Annotated in this window: 15 protein-coding genes; 10 read left to right on the top strand and 5 right to left on the bottom strand. The window is 32.9% G+C overall.

The window, feature by feature from the left end; all coding sequences use genetic code 11:
- Positions 1-34: 34 nt before the first annotated feature.
- From ACE38P_RS03145 to mutL, 4 genes are all read right to left on the bottom strand, one after another.
- Positions 35-1,228: a hypothetical protein gene (locus tag ACE38P_RS03145; RefSeq protein ID WP_374699482.1), complete on the bottom strand. Its 1,194-nt coding sequence runs from the start codon at positions 1,226-1,228 to the stop codon at positions 35-37.
- 170 nt (positions 1,229-1,398) lie between these two features.
- Positions 1,399-2,064, bottom strand: coding sequence for a RadC family protein (locus tag ACE38P_RS03140; protein ID WP_262986252.1), 666 nt, complete (start codon positions 2,062-2,064; stop codon positions 1,399-1,401).
- A gap of 169 nt (positions 2,065-2,233) precedes the next feature.
- Complete coding sequence (locus ACE38P_RS03135) at positions 2,234-3,172, bottom strand: helix-turn-helix domain-containing protein (RefSeq protein WP_374699481.1); 939 nt, start codon at positions 3,170-3,172, stop codon at positions 2,234-2,236.
- 68 nt (positions 3,173-3,240) lie between these two features.
- On the bottom strand, positions 3,241-5,037 hold the full coding sequence (gene mutL / locus ACE38P_RS03130; protein WP_374699480.1) for a DNA mismatch repair endonuclease MutL: 1,797 nt from the start codon (positions 5,035-5,037) through the stop codon (positions 3,241-3,243).
- A gap of 429 nt (positions 5,038-5,466) precedes the next feature.
- On the opposite strand from mutL, the gene ACE38P_RS03125 reads away from it, so the two are divergent.
- The 10 genes from ACE38P_RS03125 (at position 5,467) to ACE38P_RS03080 (ending at position 20,085) form a co-directional block, all read left to right on the top strand.
- Positions 5,467-8,067, top strand: a complete 2,601-nt coding sequence (locus ACE38P_RS03125; protein ID WP_226079609.1) for an ankyrin repeat domain-containing protein — start codon at positions 5,467-5,469, stop codon at positions 8,065-8,067.
- Between the two features lie 121 nt (positions 8,068-8,188).
- Positions 8,189-8,938: an NTP transferase domain-containing protein gene (locus tag ACE38P_RS03120; RefSeq protein ID WP_182183378.1), complete on the top strand. Its 750-nt coding sequence runs from the start codon at positions 8,189-8,191 to the stop codon at positions 8,936-8,938.
- A gap of 125 nt (positions 8,939-9,063) precedes the next feature.
- Positions 9,064-10,017 (top strand): NAD-dependent epimerase/dehydratase family protein, encoded by a 954-nt coding sequence (locus tag ACE38P_RS03115; protein WP_374699479.1) that lies wholly within the window; start codon positions 9,064-9,066, stop codon positions 10,015-10,017.
- Positions 9,974-12,301 carry a glycosyltransferase gene (locus ACE38P_RS03110; protein WP_374699478.1) on the top strand — a complete coding sequence of 776 codons (2,328 nt, stop codon included), beginning with the start codon at positions 9,974-9,976 and terminating at the stop codon, positions 12,299-12,301. Before ACE38P_RS03115 ends, ACE38P_RS03110 begins: the two co-directional genes overlap by 44 nt.
- Positions 12,262-13,938 carry a WG repeat-containing protein gene (locus ACE38P_RS03105; protein WP_374699477.1) on the top strand — a complete coding sequence of 559 codons (1,677 nt, stop codon included), beginning with the start codon at positions 12,262-12,264 and terminating at the stop codon, positions 13,936-13,938. Before ACE38P_RS03110 ends, ACE38P_RS03105 begins: the two co-directional genes overlap by 40 nt.
- Positions 13,939-13,942: 4 nt before the next feature.
- A complete protein-coding gene (locus ACE38P_RS03100) occupies positions 13,943-14,932 on the top strand; it encodes a phytanoyl-CoA dioxygenase family protein (RefSeq protein WP_374699476.1) in 990 nt (329 codons plus the stop codon).
- Complete coding sequence (locus ACE38P_RS03095) at positions 14,933-16,708, top strand: ABC transporter ATP-binding protein (RefSeq protein ID WP_019236560.1); 1,776 nt, start codon at positions 14,933-14,935, stop codon at positions 16,706-16,708.
- A 1-nt stretch (position 16,709) separates the two neighbouring features.
- A complete protein-coding gene (locus ACE38P_RS03090; protein WP_026097216.1) occupies positions 16,710-17,759 on the top strand; it encodes a threonine aldolase family protein in 1,050 nt (349 codons plus the stop codon).
- A complete protein-coding gene (locus ACE38P_RS03085; RefSeq protein WP_019236558.1) occupies positions 17,756-18,799 on the top strand; it encodes a threonine aldolase family protein in 1,044 nt (347 codons plus the stop codon). Before ACE38P_RS03090 ends, ACE38P_RS03085 begins: the two co-directional genes overlap by 4 nt.
- 140 nt (positions 18,800-18,939) lie before the next feature.
- On the top strand, positions 18,940-20,085 hold the full coding sequence (locus tag ACE38P_RS03080) for an MFS transporter (RefSeq protein ID WP_019236557.1): 1,146 nt from the start codon (positions 18,940-18,942) through the stop codon (positions 20,083-20,085).
- Between the two features lie 17 nt (positions 20,086-20,102).
- Here ACE38P_RS03080 and ACE38P_RS03075 read toward each other — a convergent pair whose 3' ends face one another.
- Positions 20,103-21,410: a UDP-glucose dehydrogenase family protein gene (locus tag ACE38P_RS03075; protein ID WP_019236556.1), complete on the bottom strand. Its 1,308-nt coding sequence runs from the start codon at positions 21,408-21,410 to the stop codon at positions 20,103-20,105.
- Positions 21,411-21,445 lie beyond the last annotated feature (35 nt).

Genomic DNA, 21,445 nt, shown 5'->3' with positions numbered 1-21,445 from the left:
CTCCAGTAAACTCTGGAACCTTAAAATAAATGAATTAAAGTTCCCTAAAGGTTTCTTTACTACCTCCACATACCCTATTTACCCATGAAGACAATACTTCATCATTGCCAATCTCTTTTATAGCATACTTTTCATTCCATATGCCACATCTAGTGAAATTACCTTTCTCTACTGCTTCTTGAAGTTTCACTCCCCCAAAAAGGCAGTTTTTTCCTATTTCTTCGCCTCTTTTTTGTAACTCAGCCCACATTTCCTTGTTTTCTACTCTGACTTGTACTTGATCATATTTTTTTACATCGTGGTACAATATAATATTTAGCTGACCAATGCTTGTAGGAAATTGTAATATAATAGAGCTTTCATCTGACATATCGATATAGTTTCTTATACCTCCCTTCTCGCTTTTAACCTCAACTGCATCATTACCAATTTTTAAAATATTACTTCCTAACTTTCTGTTTGCTTCCAGTATTTTGGCTACCTCTACCTTGCTATTATCAGAAAATTCTATATACGATGTTGTATTGTCTATCTCGATATCTATTAATTCTCCTTCTTGAACAGCACTTTCGCCAGCTTTTTCTAGTTCTTCTAGTTGCTTCTCTATCTGTGGCTGAACTTCTGGTTGTAGCTCATTATAGATTTCACCTATCAATTTATTCTCCAATAAAGTATCATGAAACTCTGCACCGCTTAGCATTAATTTACGCATTATCTTTTTTCGATCACTTTTTTCTAATTTATGAAAATGTGTACCCAATACTACATATTCAGCAAAGCTCCACTCTCCATCATTACATGCATTTAGCCTTCCTCCAGAAGCTAGTACTTTGTCTATAACTTTGTGCAATTCATTTACATTCTTTGCCTCTACCACTTCACTTTTTAACCAGCTCAAAGTTTCTGCACTTGGCTTTATTTTTTGCAAAGCTGAAGCAAATGGATTCAACCCTTCTGGATAATCTGCTTGATTACTCAAAGGTTTTGTGCCATATATGTAGTCAAGCCCTTTTCCGTAGTTGATTTGAACGTCTCTATTAGGGAAGGGCACTTCTCCAAACTTTTTAGCCTTATTAATTTTGCTTACAAAGGTGGATTGCTCCTTAGTACGGCCAATTCCTATAATCGCATTTAACATCTCACCTTTCGATAATCTATCAAGATCAATGTTTAACTCGTAAGTACTTCCTTCTTGATCATCAAAAGGTACAATTATTTTATTACTCATATTAGCCTCCGCTATTAAATATACTTTACTAAGTCTACAACCGACTTTATTACTTTATTATTAATTCAATATATACTTTCTCATTAATTATAAGCAACAATTAATGTATTTGCAAATACTTTCTTCATTCAAGTAGTTAAACAGCTCATGAAAATCTTCAAACATCTGCTTTATAACAGTCCTTGCTCTTTAAAGCTAAAATACCCAACACTTGTGATGATAATGTGATCCAGCAACCTAATCCCTATAGTCTGACAAGCTTTAGCCAAGTCTTTAGTTACAGCTTCATCCTCATCAGATGGCTTTAACCTTCCTTCTGGGTGGTTATGCGATATTATTATTGACGTCGCTTTTCTTATTAATGCCTTTCTTGTTACTTCTCTTATGTAAAAAGGTACCTTATCCACTGTACCAGTGAACACTTCTTCCCCCTTTAAACGGCACTTTTGATCAAAATATATTATTTTCATCTTTTCCTCCTCTGAATAACCAATACTCACCCTCAAATATTTTACTATGGTTTCCAAGTTATCCATTACAGGTCCTTTCTTTAACTCTTCTCTTGGTACTCTCTTTGCAGCTTCCTTTAGGCATAAAATTACTGCTACTGTAGAGTCAGTTATCCCTTCTATAGTTTTCAAGTCATCTATTTCCTGGCCTAAAACTCCTCCTATTCCAAAACTATCTATTAGCTTTCTAGCAATAATTCGAGCTTCTTCCCTGTCATGCACTGCACTTAGAAACGTTTCTATTACTTCACGATCAAGTAGTGCTTTACCGTTGCTTTCTAATGCTCTGAATTCTATTTCTTCTCTACGATCTTTCTTATTATTCATAAAAATTACCCTTCACTAATAACAAAATGTTTTTATATATTTACTGCTGTTTTTTGTCAGCATTGGCATAAGGCCATAGCTTTTGAGTGAAGTCAAATCAATTTTTCAATCTTTTTTACTTATTTTTTCATCAAAAAGTAAAGATATTAATAGATACTGATTTTTTATTTTAAATTTGTTGAATTTCGTCTAAAGAGATGCCCACTGTTTTTAAAATAATATTGATAGAAATTCCTTCCTTAACTAAATTCTTTGCAATTTTCATCTTTTCTACTCTCTTCACTTTCTCTTTGCAAACTTGTATGCTTTCAAACAGAGATTTTATGAGTACATGACGTAATTCTTGGCTTTTAATCTTTTTGTATTCTTCTATTAACCTTGATAGTTCCACTTCACTATTCTCATTTTCTCTTGTTTCTGGAAGCAGATCTGTAATATTAATTAATAGCATCTTTGCTATTTCATCTAACATTTCAAGTGAAACAGCAGCTCGTCCTTGTTCATATTCATATATTCTTTGATTTATTATGCCCACTTTACTTGCTAAATCTTCCTGAGTGTATCCTCTTCTCAACCTCCATTCTTTTACTCTTTGACCTACTTTATACGGAATGGAAATTTTTTTCTCATCATTATCATATTCATCAATAGATAAACTGGTCGTTTGAGAGATAACATGAGCAGAAACTCCTTCCTTAACTAAACCCTTTGCCACCTCTACTTTTACTGCCTTTCCACTTTCTTCCTCACTAATACGGATGAATTTAGTTAATAAATAAAACGTTTCACGTAATTCTTGGTCCTTAATCTCTTTATGTCTTCTTACTAGATTTAATATCTCTTCTTCCTCATACCTTTCCTCATTTGATACTTCTTGTCCGCAAGCTAGATCTCTAGCAGTTGTTGATAATGCTTCTGCTAATTCATATAACTTCTTAATTGAAATTCTGCGTGTTCCTTTTTCATATTGCAGTATTACCTGATATGTTGTTCCGATTTTTTTTGCTAAATCTTTTTGAGTATATCCCTTTGCTAATCTACGATTTCTTACTTCCTGTCCTATTACTTTGTAATCTAAAAAATTAGAGCATTTATTCTCTTTTTTCACATTTTATACTCCATAACCAGAAGAGCTGTTACGTATACTTAATTGGGAACCTTTTTGACAAACTGAACTCATCTCCTTTCAAACAATTTTTCTATATCACTTAGTTTCATTTCTATATACGTTGGTCTTTCATGACCAGAATATGGAGTTTTCTCAATTTGTCTTAGTATCTCATTCATCTCTTCCAATTTCATTTTTCTTCCTGCTCCATGGCAAGCGATTGTGGCTGATATTTTATTCACCTTATCCTCTATTGGCAACGTATCTTCCATTTCCATTAACTTATCTACTATATCAACTAGCATCTCTTTTATATCTATTGTTCCCAAGATTGCAGGTATTTCTTTTATCGTTACTTTATCTTCTGATTGTATTTCAATATCAAAACCCATTTCAAAAAGCTCATCTTTATAAGTTTTAACCATCCCCATTCCAGCTTGGTTTTTAATTTCAACTGTTTCAGGAAGAAGTTTTTGTCTTTTTATGCTTGATTTTTGCTTTAAGCACTCGTATATCAACCTCTCATAGGCTGCATGTTGATCTACTATAATCAGCCTATCTCCAGCCTCAGCAATAATGTAAGTATTGTGGACCTGACAACGTGCATATCCTAGGGGATGATCCTCTACCAAATCAATTTGCTTCCTTTCTAAAACCATCGTTCCCTTTTGGGCTGGGGATTCTCCATACTTAAAAGTTTCTGGTAAGCTTTGCCTTCTTTCATCTGGTGCATTGAATTCTTTCATTAGACGATTTTCTAAAAGACTTGGTCTCTTTTCATAAAACTCTTTTTGATCTTTTTTCTCTTGACTATCAACCTGCTCTTGGCTTTTACTATCATTAAAAATTAGCTCCTCTTCAATACCTTGATCACCCGCTGCAAATCTCGTTGATAGTGTTTTTATTATCCCTCTTCTCACTATTTCATATATTAGCCTTTTATTCTGAAATCTTACTTCCGATTTATTTGGATGCACATTTACATCTACTTGGTCATATGGTACTTCTAAATGCAACACTGCAAAAGGATACCTATTGTTTGGAATAAAATCGTGATACGCATATCTAATTGCACCAACAAGTAGATTGTCTTTTATTGGCCTTCCATTAACAAACGTATAAATCTGAGTTGAGTTGCCACGATTGACATTAGGGTTACAGATGTGTCCCTTAAGTTTGATGCCTTCTTCTTCCTCTTTAACTTCCAGTGAATTGCTTTGAAATTCTTCTTCTATTTCACATAATCTGTTGAACAGCGAAGTTTGCTTAACATATTTTAAGAGCTTTTTATTACCAGAAGTGAGAGTAAACCCAATACTATAATTAATCATCGCTAAGTTATTCACAATATCAACAATACTTTGTGTTTCTGCCCTTTCGGTTTTTAGAAACTTTAGTCTATTTGGTGTAGCAAAAAATAAGTCACGAACTTCAATATATGTACCTTGCAACAAAGAACAAGGGGTAATCTCTCTTATTTTTTCTCCTCCCTCATATCTTATAGACCATGCTTCCTTTGCTCCACTTGCCTTGGATGATAATTTCATTCTGCTTACTGCTGCAATTGAAGGTAAAGCTTCTCCCCTAAACCCAAGGTGCTTGATTTCTATTAACTCACTATCGCTTAATTTTGAAGTGGCATGCCTCATAAACGCTAGTTCTAAGTCGTCCTTTTCTATTCCATTTCCATCATCTGTCACAGTTATAAGGTTACGTCCACCACTTTCTATTTTGATCTCTATCTCTGAACTTCCAGCATCTATTGCATTTTCTACTAATTCCTTTACTACACTCGCTGGCCTTTCTATTACCTCTCCCGCTGCTATACGATTTATAGTTTTTGTGTCTAAAAGAATTATTGCCATATTTTCAACTCTCAGTCTGATCAGTTTAATATCAATTAAAATCAGATTGTCTATTAAATTCTATTCTAAGCCCTTTCATGAAGATCATTAGAATTATGTATAATTATTAATGCTTTTTAAGTGGATTTCCTATTGTTCTTTCTAAGTTCCTTGGTGCACGTAACGATTATTCTTTAAAAAGAATATTGGCTACTGAGAAGAATGAAGACATCTTCATCAGAAAAAAAAGGGGCAAAAACAGAGAAAATTGACGTAGCTACTTAAGGCAGGTGTCTCTATTGCAGCTGAGACAACTGATCTACTCATGATCAAATGAAGAAGTTATAAGCATACAGATTGGATTACAGTATCTTTTTTAAGAAGAAGATTTATCTTGCTTAAAAACTTGTAGATACTATATTTTATATAAATTCTTCATGCGAGGCCTTTATGTTTACTAATAGAATATCTAATAATCTGGATCAGCTGCAATTTTTTGTAGAGTTTTTAAATGAAAATTATGAAATTCAGAAACATCTTAGTCTTACACCACTACATTTAGCAGCAGGAAATGGTCAGTTGGATTTAGTCAACACTTTATTAGGAGAAGGTTTAGATATTAATTCAGAGATTAAGTACGATGGCTTTACGCCACTGTATTTTTCAATTGCAAAAAATCGCTTAGAGATGGTTAACTTTCTTATTGCTCATGGAGCAGATGTAAACCATAAGACCATTCTAGGCTTTACACCTTTAAGTTTTGCATCCCAGCAAGGATATTTAGATATAGTCAACACCTTGATTGCAAATGGAGCAGATCTTAGTACTAAAACAGATAAACTTAATACACCTTTACACCTAGCAGCAGAGAATGGTCATCTAGATATAGTAAATGTTTTTATTGAAAAGGGATTAGATGTTAATGCTGTAAATAATGATCGAGCAAGACCTTTGCATTCTGCAGTACAAAATGGTAACCTCGAAGTAGTTAAAGCTCTTATTTCACAAGGGTCTAATATTAACGCTGGATCTTCAGGCATAGGTAATCATAAAGTTGATGCAAACATTACACCCTTACATCTGGGAACACAAACTGGTAGGTTAGATATAGTTAAAGTTCTGCTTGAAGCGGGAGCAAACGTTAATGCAAAAACAGATGATAAGATTACACCTCTACATTTAGCGTCTCAAAATGGCTTTTTAGAGTTAGTAGACATTTTACTAAAAGCAAAATCTAATGTTAATGCTAAGGATTATGAGAATCTTACACCTCTACATTTAGCAGCAGAACGTAATCACTTTGGAGTAGTTAAGTCTCTTCTTCTCGTAAGGGGAATTGATGTTAATGCTAAGGACCACGATAATTCCACAGCTTTACATATAGGATCTCAGAATGGTCACTTAGAAGTAGTGAAGCTACTAATAGAGAAAAAAGCCAATGTTAATGCTAAAAAAAACGAAGGTTTTACACCTTTGCATCTAGCAATTCAGCAAAGTCATTTCGAGGTGAGTGATTTTTTAATTAAAAATGGAGCAAACATTAACACCGTGGATGATCAGAATTGGACTCCTTTACATAATGCAGCATATAATGGTTTTTCTTTAAAAATAGTAGAGAGCTTAATTGCAAAAGGAGCAAATATAAATGCAAAGATGGATGATGGTAGAAGAGCTCTACATTTGGCAGCAGAACATAATCACTTGGAAATAATGAATTTCTTGATTGAAAATGGAGCAGATATTAATGCTCTAGATAACAGAAGTTGGACTCCTCTACATTGTGCAGCATATGATGGTAATTTAGAAGTTGCTAAATCTTTGCTTGATAAAGGAGCAGACATTAATGCTAAAACAGTTAAAAGTACTACACCTCTACACTTTGCAGTAGACCATGATCATTTAGAGGTGGTTGAATTGCTCTTAGAAAAGGAAGCAGATATTAATGCTTTAGATCACACAAATTGGACTCCTTTACATTTTGCAGCAGAAAAAGGTTATGATCAGATAGCAACCGTTCTATTGAAACATGGTGCTGATGTAAATGTAAAAGAAAATCAAAATAAAGGCACAGCCCTACATCTTGCAGCTCAATATGGTCATCCTAAGGTAGTTAAAACTCTTATTATAAATGGAGCGGATGTTAATGCAAAAATGGATAAAAATGCTACGCCTTTACACTTAGGGGCACAAATTGGTAATTTAGATATAGTTAGGTCTCTACTTATGAGCGGAGCATACTTTAATGCTAGAGCTGAAGGAGGTAGATATGTTTTACCATTACACTTTGCGGAAAGAAGAGGAAACCCAGAAGTAATAAAATTACTAAAATTGGTTGAGAAGTTATTTAAGGCTATAGAAGATAATAATTATTTAGGAATTGAGAGTTCCATTAGAGATGGAGCAATCATTGATTCGAAGAACGTGGATGGAAGAACGCCATTACATTATGCTGTTAATAATGGGCACATAAAAGTTGTAAATATCTTGCTAGCAAATGGAGCTGATGCTACTCAAGTTACTAACAAGGGTAATACACCATTACACACTGCTGCTTCCAAAGGTCATAAAGAAATTATTGAAGCTTTGTTACAACGTGTAAGCCACAATAAATTGAGTGATTTTATTAATGCTAAAACTACTTCTAGTGGTACTACATCACTTCATGTTGCAGCTAAAGGTGGCTCCTTGGAAGTTGTAAAATCTTTATTAAAACATGGTGCAATTTATAACATCAAGAATAAAGAAGGTAAAGCACCACTTGATCTTTCTCGAGACCAAAATATTACTAACCTATTGAAATTAGTAGAAGAGCTGTTTGAGAATGCAAAAAATGGTAATGTTGAAATTATCAGTAAGCTGAAAGCAATAAAACCTGATGAGCGCGTAGCTGTAACAAATGCTCGTAATGATCAAGACAAGTCATTAATCCAGGTTGCAGTAATCAATAAACACTCAAACCTTGCAAGTAGATTATTAGAAATATTAAAAAGTCCAGATCAGAGTTTACAAGATGTCAGCGTAGAAAATCGAGTAAAGAGTTTAAAGTTATAGCTCTCTTAAATGAAACTCTAATGAGGGTGCCAAGATCTAGAAAATATATAAAAATTACAGTGGACTTTACATCTTACTAATTATAAATTAACTTACTACCTAATCAATTCCTGAGTTATGTATGAGTAACATTTTGATAATATTAGCAGCAGGAAAGAGCAGTAGAATGAATTCTGAATATTCAAAAGCGTTGCACCAAGTGGGAAATCTTACTCTTTTAGAACATATAATTTCTAATGCAAAATTGCTGAGTCTAAAAAGCTTATCAATTGTTGTTAACAACTCCCTTCTAAAAGATTTAGAAAAGTTTGATACCCTAAAAAGTATAATCGATCAATACAATATAAAACTAATAATTCAAGAAGATATTACAGGTACTGGCACTGCAGTTAAAATTGCTCTAGAAAATCTGGAGGAGTTATCTGATCAAGACATAGTTTTAATACAGTATGGAGACACTCCCTTTATATCTAGTGATACAGTTATGAAAATGACTGATTGTTTAAAGTATAATAATTTAGTTCTTCTTGGATTCAATAGTCAAGATGAACAATATGGAAGATTAGTAATTGATAATTACGGAAATGTTCAAAAAATCCTAAAAAATGGAGATAAAATGCTTCTTGCAAACTCTGGAATAATAGTTTCATATGCTAAAGATCTTTTTACCTTAGTAAAAGAAATAAAATTTAATAATTCGACCAATGAATATTGTCTTAATGATATAGTACCCATTGCAGCAAACAATAACTTGAGTGTAGGTTATGTAGTTTCTGATGAAAGAGAAGCAATGGGAGTAAATAATAAAGAGGATTTGATTAAAGCCGAACACTATTTTCAAAAAAAAAGGCGGCCAACTTTTCTTTCATAACTACATTTTCTTATTCATTAATTTAAGTTGACATTTGTTTTATACTGGTTTTATAATACCTTTTGATTCTTACTTGTAAGATAATTGGTACGACAAATTTTCCTAGTTGTAGTGAGAGGGTATACATGGGGATATTAATAACAGGTGCTGCAGGTTTGATAGGGTCAACCTTGGTGAAAAAGTTAGAAAACCAGGGCCATGAAGTAATAAGCTGTGATATTAGGTTTCACAACAATCCACTCAGTTTTTTTTCAGAAGATATAGTACCACTACTTGCTCAGTGTACAGGAATTATTCATCTGGCTGCAATTTCTCGAGTTATACATGGTGAACTTTATCCTGAACTGTGTAGAAAAATTAATGTTGATGGTACAATGCAGTTTTTAGGGTTATGTAAGTCACTTCCAAATAAACCATGGTTTATATATGCAAGTAGTAGGGAAGTCTATGGAGAGCAGAAGGAACTGCCGGTTACAGAATCTGCTAGTATCGATCCAATAAATAATTATGCCAAAGGTAAAGCATTTATTGAGGAACAAATAACAAGTTTAAAAGATTTTAATGTAGCAATATTACGCTTTTCAAATGTATACGGTGGTTTACTAGATCATAACAGTAGAGTAATTCCTGCACTCTGTATTAATGCATTAAGAGGTGATCCAATTAAAATAGAAGGTAAAGAATGCGTTTTTGATTTTACCTACTTGGATGATGTTATAGAGGGTATATGCTTAACTGTTAAATATTTACAAAGTGAAAAATCTTCTCTTCCTGCTATTCATCTTACTACTAATAGCCCATGTACTTTAGAAAACTTAGCAAAAACAATATTAAAAGTCACGAAAAGTGATTCTAGAATTGATTTTTATCCTCCAAGAAATTTTGACGTAACTAAGTTCCATGGTGATTTTACTAGAGCTAAAGAGCTACTTGGTTGGTCTCCAAAGCATTCATTAGAGGTAGGATTAAGCAATTTTATGAAAAGTCTACAAAACAATATACAAGAGTATCCTAACAATATAGATATGGTAATATATGAAAATATTAAAAGTTATTCATGGTTACCCTCCTTATTATAGTGCTGGTTCAGAGGTTTACAGCCAAACTCTTGCTCATGAACTAGCAAATAACAATGAGGTACAAGTATTTACTAGGTATGAAAATAGCTTTTTACCTGATTTTTATTACACTACAGTCCTAGATCGTAGTGATTCTCGAATCTTACTGCATTTAATTAATATACCCACAGCTAAATATCGTTACAAATTTATCAATGAAGAAGTAGATATACAATTTAAAAGAGTAATAGATAACTTTCAGCCAGATCTTATACATTTTGGTCATCTTAATCATCTATCAATTACTTTACCAGAAATTGCTTTTAAAGAAAATATACCTACAATTTTTACGCTACATGACTTTTGGTTAATGTGTCCAAGAGGAAGGTTTATTCAACGCAATTCTGAAGATTTGTTACAGCTTTGTGATGGACAAAAGGATCAAAAATGTGCAACCCAATGTTACAAAGGATATTTTACAGGAGATGAAGAATTCCTGAATTTAGACATAAATTATTGGGAACAATGGGTTGCAACTAGAATGAAGCACACAAGGAAAATAATAGACTATATAGATTACTTTATTTCCCCATCGAAATTCTTGATGGACAAATTTACTCAGGATTTTAATGTTCCGATAAACAAAATTTCTTATCTTGATTATGGTTTTGATCTCAATCGTCTTAAGAATAGAAATAGAGTACAAGAAAAAGAGTTTATTTTCGGTTATATTGGTACTCATACTCCCGAAAAAGGTGTTGATCTATTATTGAAAGCTTTTTCTCACTTATCATCTAAAGCAAAACTTAGAATTTGGGGAGCAGCAAGAGAAGAAACTAAAGCTTTAAAAGCGATTGCCGATCAGTTTTCACCTGTTGTGAAAGAAAGAATAGAGTGGATGGGAGGTTATGATAATAAGAATATAGTTACTGACGTATTTAATAAAGTTGATGCAATAGTCGTTCCTTCAATTTGGGGTGAAAATTCACCGTTAGTAATACATGAAGCACAGCAACTTAGAATACCAGTTATAACAGCCGATTATGGTGGCATGGCAGAATATGTAAGAGATGGACTATTGTTTAAGCACAGAGATGCAAGTAGTTTGTCAGAAAAAATGCAAGTCCTATCTACAAATCAGGAGTTATACAATAAACTTACCCAAAAAGGCTATCCTTATACTGAAAATGGAAATATACCTTCTATAAGTGAGCATACTGAAAAACTTAACAAGATTTACCGTGATGCTATTGAAAAGAAAGGCAAATCAGTAGCTGTTAAACCCGGTCCTTGGAGAATTACTTTTGATACTAATCCAGATTACTGTAATTTTGCTTGTATAATGTGCGAATGTTTTTCACCATACAGCAAAGTTAAAGAAGAAAAGAAAGCTAAAGGAATAAAACCTAAGATACTGTCGATAGAAACTATCAGAAAAGTAATTAAGGAAGCAGCTGGCACACCTTTAAGGGAAATCATTCCTTCTACTATGGGTGAGCCTTTAATGTATAAAAGCTTTGATGAAATAATCAATTTGTGCCATGAGTTCGGCCTGAAGCTTAATCTTACGACCAATGGTTCTTTTCCTATTAAAGGAGCTAGAAAATGGGCTGAATTATTGGTGCCAATTTTGTCTGATGTTAAGATTTCCTGGAATGGGGCAACTAAAGAAACTCATGAAAGAATCATGAAAGGTTCAAAATGGGAAGTAGTGACAGAAAATTTAAAAACTTTCCTTGAAGTTAGAGATAAATACTTTAGCAATACAGGTGAAAGGTGTACCGTTACTTTACAATTAACATTTTTGGAAAGTAATTTATATGAACTCTATGACATAGTTAAGATGGCCATAAAAAATGGCATAGATAGAGTTAAAGGACATCATCTTTGGGCACATTTTGAGGAAATTAAGGATCTATCTATGAGAAGAGATGAGTTAGCAATTAGTAGATGGAACACGGAGGTGAGAAGGTTATACGAACTTAGAGATAATATTCTATTGCCAAATGGTAAAAAGATAAAATTAGAAAATTTCACAATCCTTTCTCAAGAAGGTATTAAGGATTTGGCTCCAGGTGGTCAATGCCCATTTTTAGGTAAAGAAGCATGGATAAACAATGAAGGAAAGTTTAGTCCTTGCTGTGCTCCAGATGAACTCCGTAAGACATTAGGAAATTTTGGTAATGTTAATGAGGTTAAACTCGAGGAAATATGGCAGAGTAGTGAGTACCTAAGCTTACAAAAGAATTATTTAAATTACAAATTATGCAAAACATGCAACATGAGAAAACCTTTGATCAATTAATCAAAGATAATCTTAGATCTATTAAAATTTCACCGTGTGAGAGCTTTCACGAATTACTAGGAAATCCTTTGTATGAAAATAGGTTTATAAAGGCTGGTAAATTTCATGAGCCCGGTCTTGCACCGGTTTATGATCAGACAGGCGCTTATCATATCAATGTAAGAGGAGAAGCAGTTTATCATCATAGATTTCTAAAAACTTTTGGATTCTACTTCAATAGAGCGGCCGTAGAAGATGATACAGGGTGTTATCACATTGATCCATCTGGATGTAGAGTATACAAACAGTCTTATCAATGGATTGGAAATTATCAGGAAGATGCTTGTATAGTTAGAAGACATGATAAATGTTTTCATATTAATTTAAATGGCAACAGGATTTATCAGGAGGAATATGATTATGTTGGAGATTTTAAGGATGGTATCGCTGTAGTCTATAAGGATGGTAAAGCTACACATATTAATCATCATGGAAAGTTAGTACATAATAAATGGTATAAAAAACTTAATGTTTTTCATAAAGGGTATTCTATTGCAGAAGATCAACATGGTTGGTTTCATATAGATATTAATGGTGATCCTGTTTACCAGCAGAGATTTAAAATGGTAGAAGCATTCTATAATGGCATGGCAAAGGTTGAAACTTTTGAAGGTGTGTTAGGACAAATCAATATTACCGGAAATGTAAAGTTTAGTATTTTTGATTTAGGTAAAGAATCTCAAGTGCATAGGATTTCTGCAGAACTTTCAGCCTTTTGGAAAACTTACCTAACAAGCGTTGCTATTGAACTTGATTTGTTAAATATTTTACCTGCAACTGTGCCGTTTTTATCTAAAAAGTTAAACATTATCGTACCAAATCTAGAAAGGCTGTTAAGGGCGTTGTGGGAAATAGGGTTTATTGATTACGATAAGGACAAGGACTTATGGCAACTATCATCAAAAGGTAAGTGTTTTAAGGAAATACCATTTTTGCCAAAAGCAGCAACGATGTGGGCAAGAGTTGCCGCTGAAAAGAATTGGTTAAAGATTGCCGATATACTAAAACAGAAGTCCATCTCTTCATTTGAATCTTTTAAGGAAAGAGAAGCATCAGAAGATAAGAAAATAGCGTTTTACCAAGCATTGCTAGGATATTCTAGATTTGATACTAAAGAGTTTAATTCTAGGATTAATATAGATGGTGCTAAGAATATATTGCTATTTGGTGTACACTCTTTATTTCTTGCTTATTCTGATATACACAATAAAGGTTCTATAGGCCTATATAACGAACATAAAGTACCAAGACAGTTAGTAGAAAATTTAAAAGTCAAACTTATAACTCAGGAAGAACTATCAGTTACAAATTATGAATTAGGTGTCTTTTGCCGCTTTCTGCAGCATTATGATGATGATAAAGTATTATCTTATTTAAAATTGGTCAAAGGAATATCTCGTATTTTATTGATAGAAACTATTTTAGATTACCGCTCTCCAACTGGAGGCTCTGTAGATATTAATGTCATGGTTGAAACAGGAGGTAAACTAAGAACATTAAACGATTGGGAAAAAATACTCAAACAAGTAAAAGGATTCAAAATTTTTGCTGTTTTACCTTTAACAGATTACTTATCAGTTATTGATGTCAGGTGTTAATCACATGGAAACATTACAAAAAAATGGTTTTTTTATTATCAAAAATCTGGTTCCTTTAGAGCTAATAACTCAGTCTTTAAGTGATATAACAAATAAGATATCAAAGCTATCCCAAGAACTAAGTGTTTCAACTTCTGACTACTTAAACTGTACCGGCAGATGGGGCACGTCATCTCGAGTAACTAGAATTATCTCTCAAGCATTAGATAAAATTATTAAAAATTACCTTGAAAAGTCACTTCAGTGTCAGATACTGCAGAAAAAATCAAATGTTATATGTAAAACTGCTGATTTAATAGATGCAGTTCCCTTCCATCAAGACATCTCCTATAGTTTCAATGATCCTTACCACTTTTCTGTTTGGTTAGCTTTGAATAATGTAAGTGAAACTTCAGGTGCACTGCAAATTATAGAAAACAGTCATAAATGGGAAATACAGCCTTTAGTTGATTTTTGGTACCCATATTTTTTTGATCAGTACTCAAATAATCGGGAAAATTACAAAATTAAGTCATTACCTATTTCAGCAGGAGATGCAATAGTTTTTGATTCACGGTTATGGCATGGTAGTGATAAGAATACAGATGCTAAAGATAGATTTGCTTATGTAACAAGGTGGATTATAAAAGATCAAGATCTTCCCTATGTGCCAAAACCTCAGCCTTCAGTTTTTGGTATACTCAATTGTGGTGAGTTAACAGAATCTGTACTGAGAGAATGCTTGTCATTGTTTGGCTACCAGGAAAGTGTAAAAGCAAAAAACATGGAAGAACTTATCAAGAGCTGGTTAGCCTTTATTACAGACACAACTACAAATATTTCTGAGATCGACACTACTAAGGCTAAGCGAGATTTATATAAGCTACTTATTCTCAATCAAGCATCAGCACTACATGATGCTGGAGACATCTCAGGAAAAATATACAAAAATTTATGGTTTTCACTACTTGTATTTCTCAATAAAAAAGTCAACGTAGTGGAGCTAGCATTATAAATGAACAGAAGTAGAGTTGATAGCTTCAAATGTGTATTGATGTTCATCTTGAATATAGCATCTAAATTCAAACTTAATGTACTTATAATGTCTTTAGTTGCCCTGGTGGTAGCTGTTGATTTGTCTTTTAGAAAGTATTTAGTAAAAAATATTCTAGATACAGCTGTAAAATATCAGGAAGGTAATGTAATTGAAAATCTTTTATTACCTGTAAGCGCTTATCTTGGTATGGCATTACTTATCACTACTGCTTTTAGATTCTATGGCTATTTTGTTGACATTCAAATGTTTACCTTAATGCGTCAAAAGATAGCTGATATATCTTTTTGTAGGCTACTCCAACAAGACCATTCCTATTATCAGAACAATTTATCTGGAAGCTTAGTACATAAGGTCAGTAGCTTAATGGATAGTGTGATAGAGTTAATAAGATTGCTTATAGATTGTTTTTTCGGTTACAGTATAGCATTAGTCTTAGCTATTTATACCTTATCATTAGTAAACATAAAGTTTGCAATCGCTACATTCACTTGGGTAAGCATTTTTATTTTAGTCTCGATTTTCAGCTTTCGTGTGCTTACTGAATTAGCTGATAATTACTCTAAACAAAATTCACAGGTAATAGCTAGTATAGCAGATAGTATTTTAAATGTTATATCAGTAAGGTTATTTTCTCAGCAAGCACATGAGAGACACAAATTTTTTCAAATATGCAAGAAAAGAACTATTGCAGAGAGAAAATTACAATGGGCATACTTTTGGCTTTGGTTTATATACGGCTATTCATTTGATATACTCCAAGCAGTAAACTTGTATTTTTTAATTCATGATTATCAATTGAACAAAATCGCAATAGGAGATATTGTTCTTGTACTTGGAATTAATATATCGATTATAGAGTTTCTTAACCATCTAACTAGGAATCTTACCCAATTTTCTACTCATTTCGGCAAAGTTTCAGATGCATTGCCAATCTTGACTACCGTACCAGAAATTCAAGATAAGGAAAATGCTAAAGAATTAAATTTATTAAGTGGAAGAATAACGTTTAACAATGTTTCTTTTTCTTATGAAGGTCAGGAGCCATTATTTCAAGATTTCTCAGTTACCATTAATCCTTGCGAAAAGGTAGGTCTAGTTGGTTATTCTGGAGGTGGTAAATCTACTTTTATAAACTTAATTCTAAGGCTATTTGATGTTAAAAAAGGTAATATACAGATTGATAATCAAATAGTATCAGAAGTTACACAGAGTTCTTTGAGGCAACAAATATCTGTAATACCTCAAGACCCATTGTTATTTCATGATACTATTTTAGCAAACATCATATATGGTAAACTTCAATCTACTATCGAAGAAATAATGAGAGCTGCAAAGCTGGCTGGTATTCACGATTTCATTATGACTCTACCAGATCAATATGGAACTACAGTTGGAGAAAAAGGCATCAAGCTATCTGGAGGAGAAAGACAAAGAATAATAATAGCAAGGGCATTTTTAAAAAACGCTCCAATATTATTTCTCGATGAACCAACTAGTCAGTTAGATTCTATAACAGAAAAAACAATTCAAATGAGTTTATTCAAATTGATGAAAAATAAAACTACGATTACTATAGCACACCGTATTTCTACACTTTTACACATGGACCGAATTATAGTATTTAACAAAGGAAAAATTGTCCAAGATGGTAAACACGCTGAATTAGTTTCTAAGCAAGGTCTTTACAAGGAACTTTGGAATGCTCAAATTGGTTGTTTGAATGGCAAGAAATAAGATGGAAAAAATTATTGATCTGAGAAGTGACACTACAACTCTGCAGAGCTCCAACGTTATACATGCAATAAGTAATGCAACTGTTGGAGATTTTGCTTATGGTGAAGACAAAAGCTGTAATGACTTATCAGAATATTGCAAACAATTATTCAAAGTAGAAGAAGCATTATTTGTAACCAGCGGTATGCTTGCAAATAGATTAGCCATTGCCATTCAAACAAGTCCTGGTGATGAACTAATAACTAATTATAATTATCACATTAATTTTTTCGATAGTGCAGGCAATGCAAAAGTAAATAATATCGTATTTAATTGTATTAGAAATAATAGCGGAATCTTAGATGTTGATGAAGTAGAATATGCTATTAATTCTAAGCCGAGGTATAAAATTTTTGCTCAGGTGAGTCTTGTTTCTATAGAAAATAGTATAAATGGGTTTAATGGTAAAATTTATCCTTTTGAAAAACAAGTCGAGTTATATCACTTTTTAAAAGCTCACAATGTAAATCTTCATTTAGACGGTGCAAGAATATTTAATGCTCATATCGAAACAAATATTGCTTTAGCAGATTATGCTAAATATGTGGATACAATGAGCTTTTCTTTTACTAAAGGACTTGGCGCTCCTTTTGGTTCAATGCTTATGGGTAAAAGAGAGATAATTGAAAGGGCTAAAAAGCTACAGGTTTGGCTAGGTAGTGGTTATCATCAGATAGGGTATTGTGCTAATGCAGCAAAATACGTACTACAGAATAATATCTCTAGGCTTAAAGAAGATAATAAGCTCGCTAAATTGTTTGCAGATAAGATTAAAGAAATTCCACACATAAAACTGGTACTACCTTATCCAGAAACTAATATAGTAAGCTTTAGTATAAAAGCACTAAATGTAACTAATGAGGTTTTCTTGAGTAAGTGCCAAGCTTATGGTTTATTGCTTTTTCCTTGGCTCGAGTCTCATATAAGAGCAGTTACCCATCTTGGCACAAAGGAAACAGACATCATGAAAGCTGCTGAAATTATAAAGGAAGTTGTGTTAAATTTAATATGAGAATAAAAATAGATTTCTTTAGCGATTCAAACACTGACCCTTCAGCTAAAATGAGGGAAGCGATGGCTAAAGCAAAAGTTGGAAACGAAGCTGCATGTGAAGATCCAACTGTGAACGAATTAGTGGCAACCGCATGTAAAATATTAGGTAAACCTGCAGGAATCTTTTTGATTTCAGGAACGATGTCCAATGTAATTGCTTATAAAGTACACATTCAAAGACCTGGTGATTACTTGCTGCTTGATGAAACTTCACATCCGCTCATAGTACAATCTGGCTTGATCGCAGCCCAGGCACATGCCACTCCTTTGCCCATCAAAGGTACGAGAGGAATATTTACTGGAGAACAAATTGTTGAGTTTATTACTCGTCCTAGTTTAAGAAATATTCCGAGAGTTGGGCTTGTTTCTATCGAACAAACGACAAATTTTGGTGGTGGAGCTGTGTGGCCTTTAGAATATATTCAAGAGATCTCAAGTCTCTGCAAAGAGAATGACGTATTCACTCATTTAGATGGAGCAAGACTGTTCAACGCTTGTGCTCATACTAAAATATCTCCAAAAGAGTATGCAAGTTATTTTGATTCGGTATTCATTGATTTTAGTAAAGGATTAGGTGCTCCAATGGGCGCAATATTGCTTGGAAGTGAAGAGTTTATTGAAAAAGCTTGGTACTATAAGTTTCAAATTGGCGGAGGTATGCACCAAGCTGGCATTATTTCAGCTGCATGTTTATATGCTTTACATAATAATATAAATTGTTTAGAGGAAGATCATAAAAAGATGCAGCACCTTATAGAAGGCCTAGACTCCATAGATCAAGTTATAATTGATATCGACCTATACAAAACTAATATAGCGTATTTTTCATTACGTACTAATTGTATATCTACTCAAGAATTAATAAACGTACTAGTTACAAATTATGGAATTAGAATGGCTAACATAAGAGGTAAAATCAGAGCTATAACACATAGAGATATAAGCTATGAAGATATTAATACTACTGTATCTGCTATAAGAAAGATACTAAGTAAGTAATTTTCTGCACTAATTGTTTGCAAACTTCTTGTCAAACAATATTATACCAATATAGTATTATGCTAGCATCTGCATAGAGCTATTTGGGAATAGGTGTGAACTTTGTCTTCTTTCAATATTTGCTATTCTTCTGTGGATATATGCTGCTTTATTTATCAAGACAAAGTATACCAATTGCTCTACCACTGTTAATAGATACTGACCATGTAAAATTAAGCTATTTTTTTGCCTGCTTTTCTTTTTTTTATGGAGTATCAAAATTCGTTAATGGAATAATCATGGACTCCAAAAATAATCCATTATTTATGTTTGGGCTATGCAATATTGCAACTGGATTATTAACCATTGGTATAACTTTATCATATAATAATCTAACTTTATTACTGTTAACATTAATATTATTAGCTTGGACACAAGGGTTAGGTTGGCCAGCTATTACCAAGTTTATGGTTACAAACTCTAGCATCTCTTCAATTGCATCATCATGGGGAGTTATGAGCGCATCTCAGCAACTTGGTTCTTGTATTACTTTAATTGTATTACCAAGTATAATTAAAATATATGATGCAAAAAGTGCATTTTTGTACTCTGGTCTCTTATGCTTACTTTTTGGAATTTATATAATATTAAAAGCATATTACAAAGAAAGTGCCAACTTTACTACCTATTATAAGGTGCAGAAATCTCAGATAGGTGTCAAAGTGAAAAGTTCCATATGGTTTCTATGTTGTGCTACTTTTTGTGCTTATATTATAAAAATGGGAATCTTCTTTTGGTTTCCTATAATTTTAAGGGATAAATTACAAATTTCTCTTGTACAATCCTCACTAATAACAGGCGTATATGATTTAGGTGGAATCCTTGGAACTTTAATCACAGGAAGAATTAGTGATATGTACTTTTTTCAAAATAGAAGCTTGCTGGCATTACTTTACATGTTGGGTATAGCACTCACTTTTATTGCAATGAACTTTGGCCAAAACATAATTCTTATGAACCTTGGTGCAATCTTATCAGGATTCTTTATATTTGGAGTTCAAGTACTGACAGGTGTTATAGCTGTAGAAATTGCTCCACAAAATAATGTATGTGCAATTGTAAGCTTAACAGGATTATTTGGGTATATTGCAAGTTCAATATTTTCATGTCTGCTCTTAGGAGTACTTGTTAAGCACTGTGGTAACAGTATTATGTTTTCATTTTTTTCCATTTGCTCTGTTGTTGCACTCGTTTGCTTTTCCATACTATCAAGCAAAGATCTTAAAAAACTAAGTAAAGCGGTGTAAAAAAAATTTCTCAACAGTTAAACTTTGTAGATAGATTTTTTACCCAAGGAATAAATATGGTAACCATATCTTAGTAATAGCTCGCTATCTAATAAATTACGGAAATCAAAAATATTAGGTGCAGCCATAATACTCTTTAAACTTGCAAAATCTTGATTTTTAAATTCTTTCCACTCCGTTAATAATAATAAGGCTTCCGCGTCTCTTGCAGCTCCTATAGCGCTGTCCGCGTACTCTATATCCTTTAGAACTTGCCTAGCATTATCCATCCCCATTGGATCATATGCAGTAATTTTAGCCTTGTTATTCACTAGCAATTTTGCAACGTCTATAGCTGGGCTATTTCTTACATCATCAGTACCAGACTTAAAAGTTAGCCCCCATATCGCTATTTTTTTATTTTGGACTCCATTTAATACATATTCTACCTTTTTAGCAATGTTTGTTATATGATTATAGTTAGATTCCTTAACTGAATTTAAAATTTGTAGCTTGACATTGTGATCTTCAGCAAGCCTTATTAAAGCTGACAAATCTTTAGGAAAACATGATCCTCCAAATCCTGGACCAGCTTTGAGAAATTCCTTACCTATTCTATGGTCCATTCCCATACTGTTAGCTAAAAGGTCAATGTCTGCTCCTAATAGCTCACATAAACCTGCCATCTCATTGATAAAAGCAACCTTTGTTGCTAGAAAAGCATTAGAAGCATATTTAATCATTTCAGCAGTAACTGTATCAGTGACTATTAACGGAATATTCTTATCTATAAATGATCTATATATAACTTCTAGTTTTGCCCTAGCTAGCTTAGTTTTTACTCCTATTATTATCCTATCTGGGTATAAAAAATCTGATACTGCAGAGCCTTGCTTGAGAAACTCTGGATTAACTCCCAAATCAAAGTTATAGCCCTTATTAGATAAATAATTATGTATATTTTCTGCAGTACCAGGAGGAATAGTTGACTTTATCACTATTAAGCAATCTTGATTAACCCTCTCAGAAACTTCACTTACTGCATTATATACATTCTTTAAATTTGCATTTCCTAGGGAGTCTGATGGAGTATCTACAGTTACAAATACTACTTCTGTATTGGGATTTATTTGAGAATACGAATCAAAAAATCTTATCCTTTGTGACTTTATATTATTCTCTAAATAATCTGCTAATCCAGGTTCATATAGAGGAATTTTCCCTGATTTCAAAAGTTCAATCTTCTCAGTATTTATGTCAATGCAATCAACTTTATGGCCCTGCTCCGATAACATTGTACCAGATACTAAGCCTACATACCCTACTCCTATAATAGTTATGTGCATTTTACTATCACCTTAAAAATGTAGCTTAGCATCTA

Origin of the sequence: Wolbachia endosymbiont (group A) of Limnophora tigrina, from assembly GCF_964263225.1 — a bacterium.
Taxonomy (GTDB): Bacteria; Pseudomonadota; Alphaproteobacteria; order Rickettsiales; family Anaplasmataceae; genus Wolbachia.
Note: the sequence above shows the minus strand (reverse complement) of the source record. Positions and strands in the feature narration are given on the sequence as shown.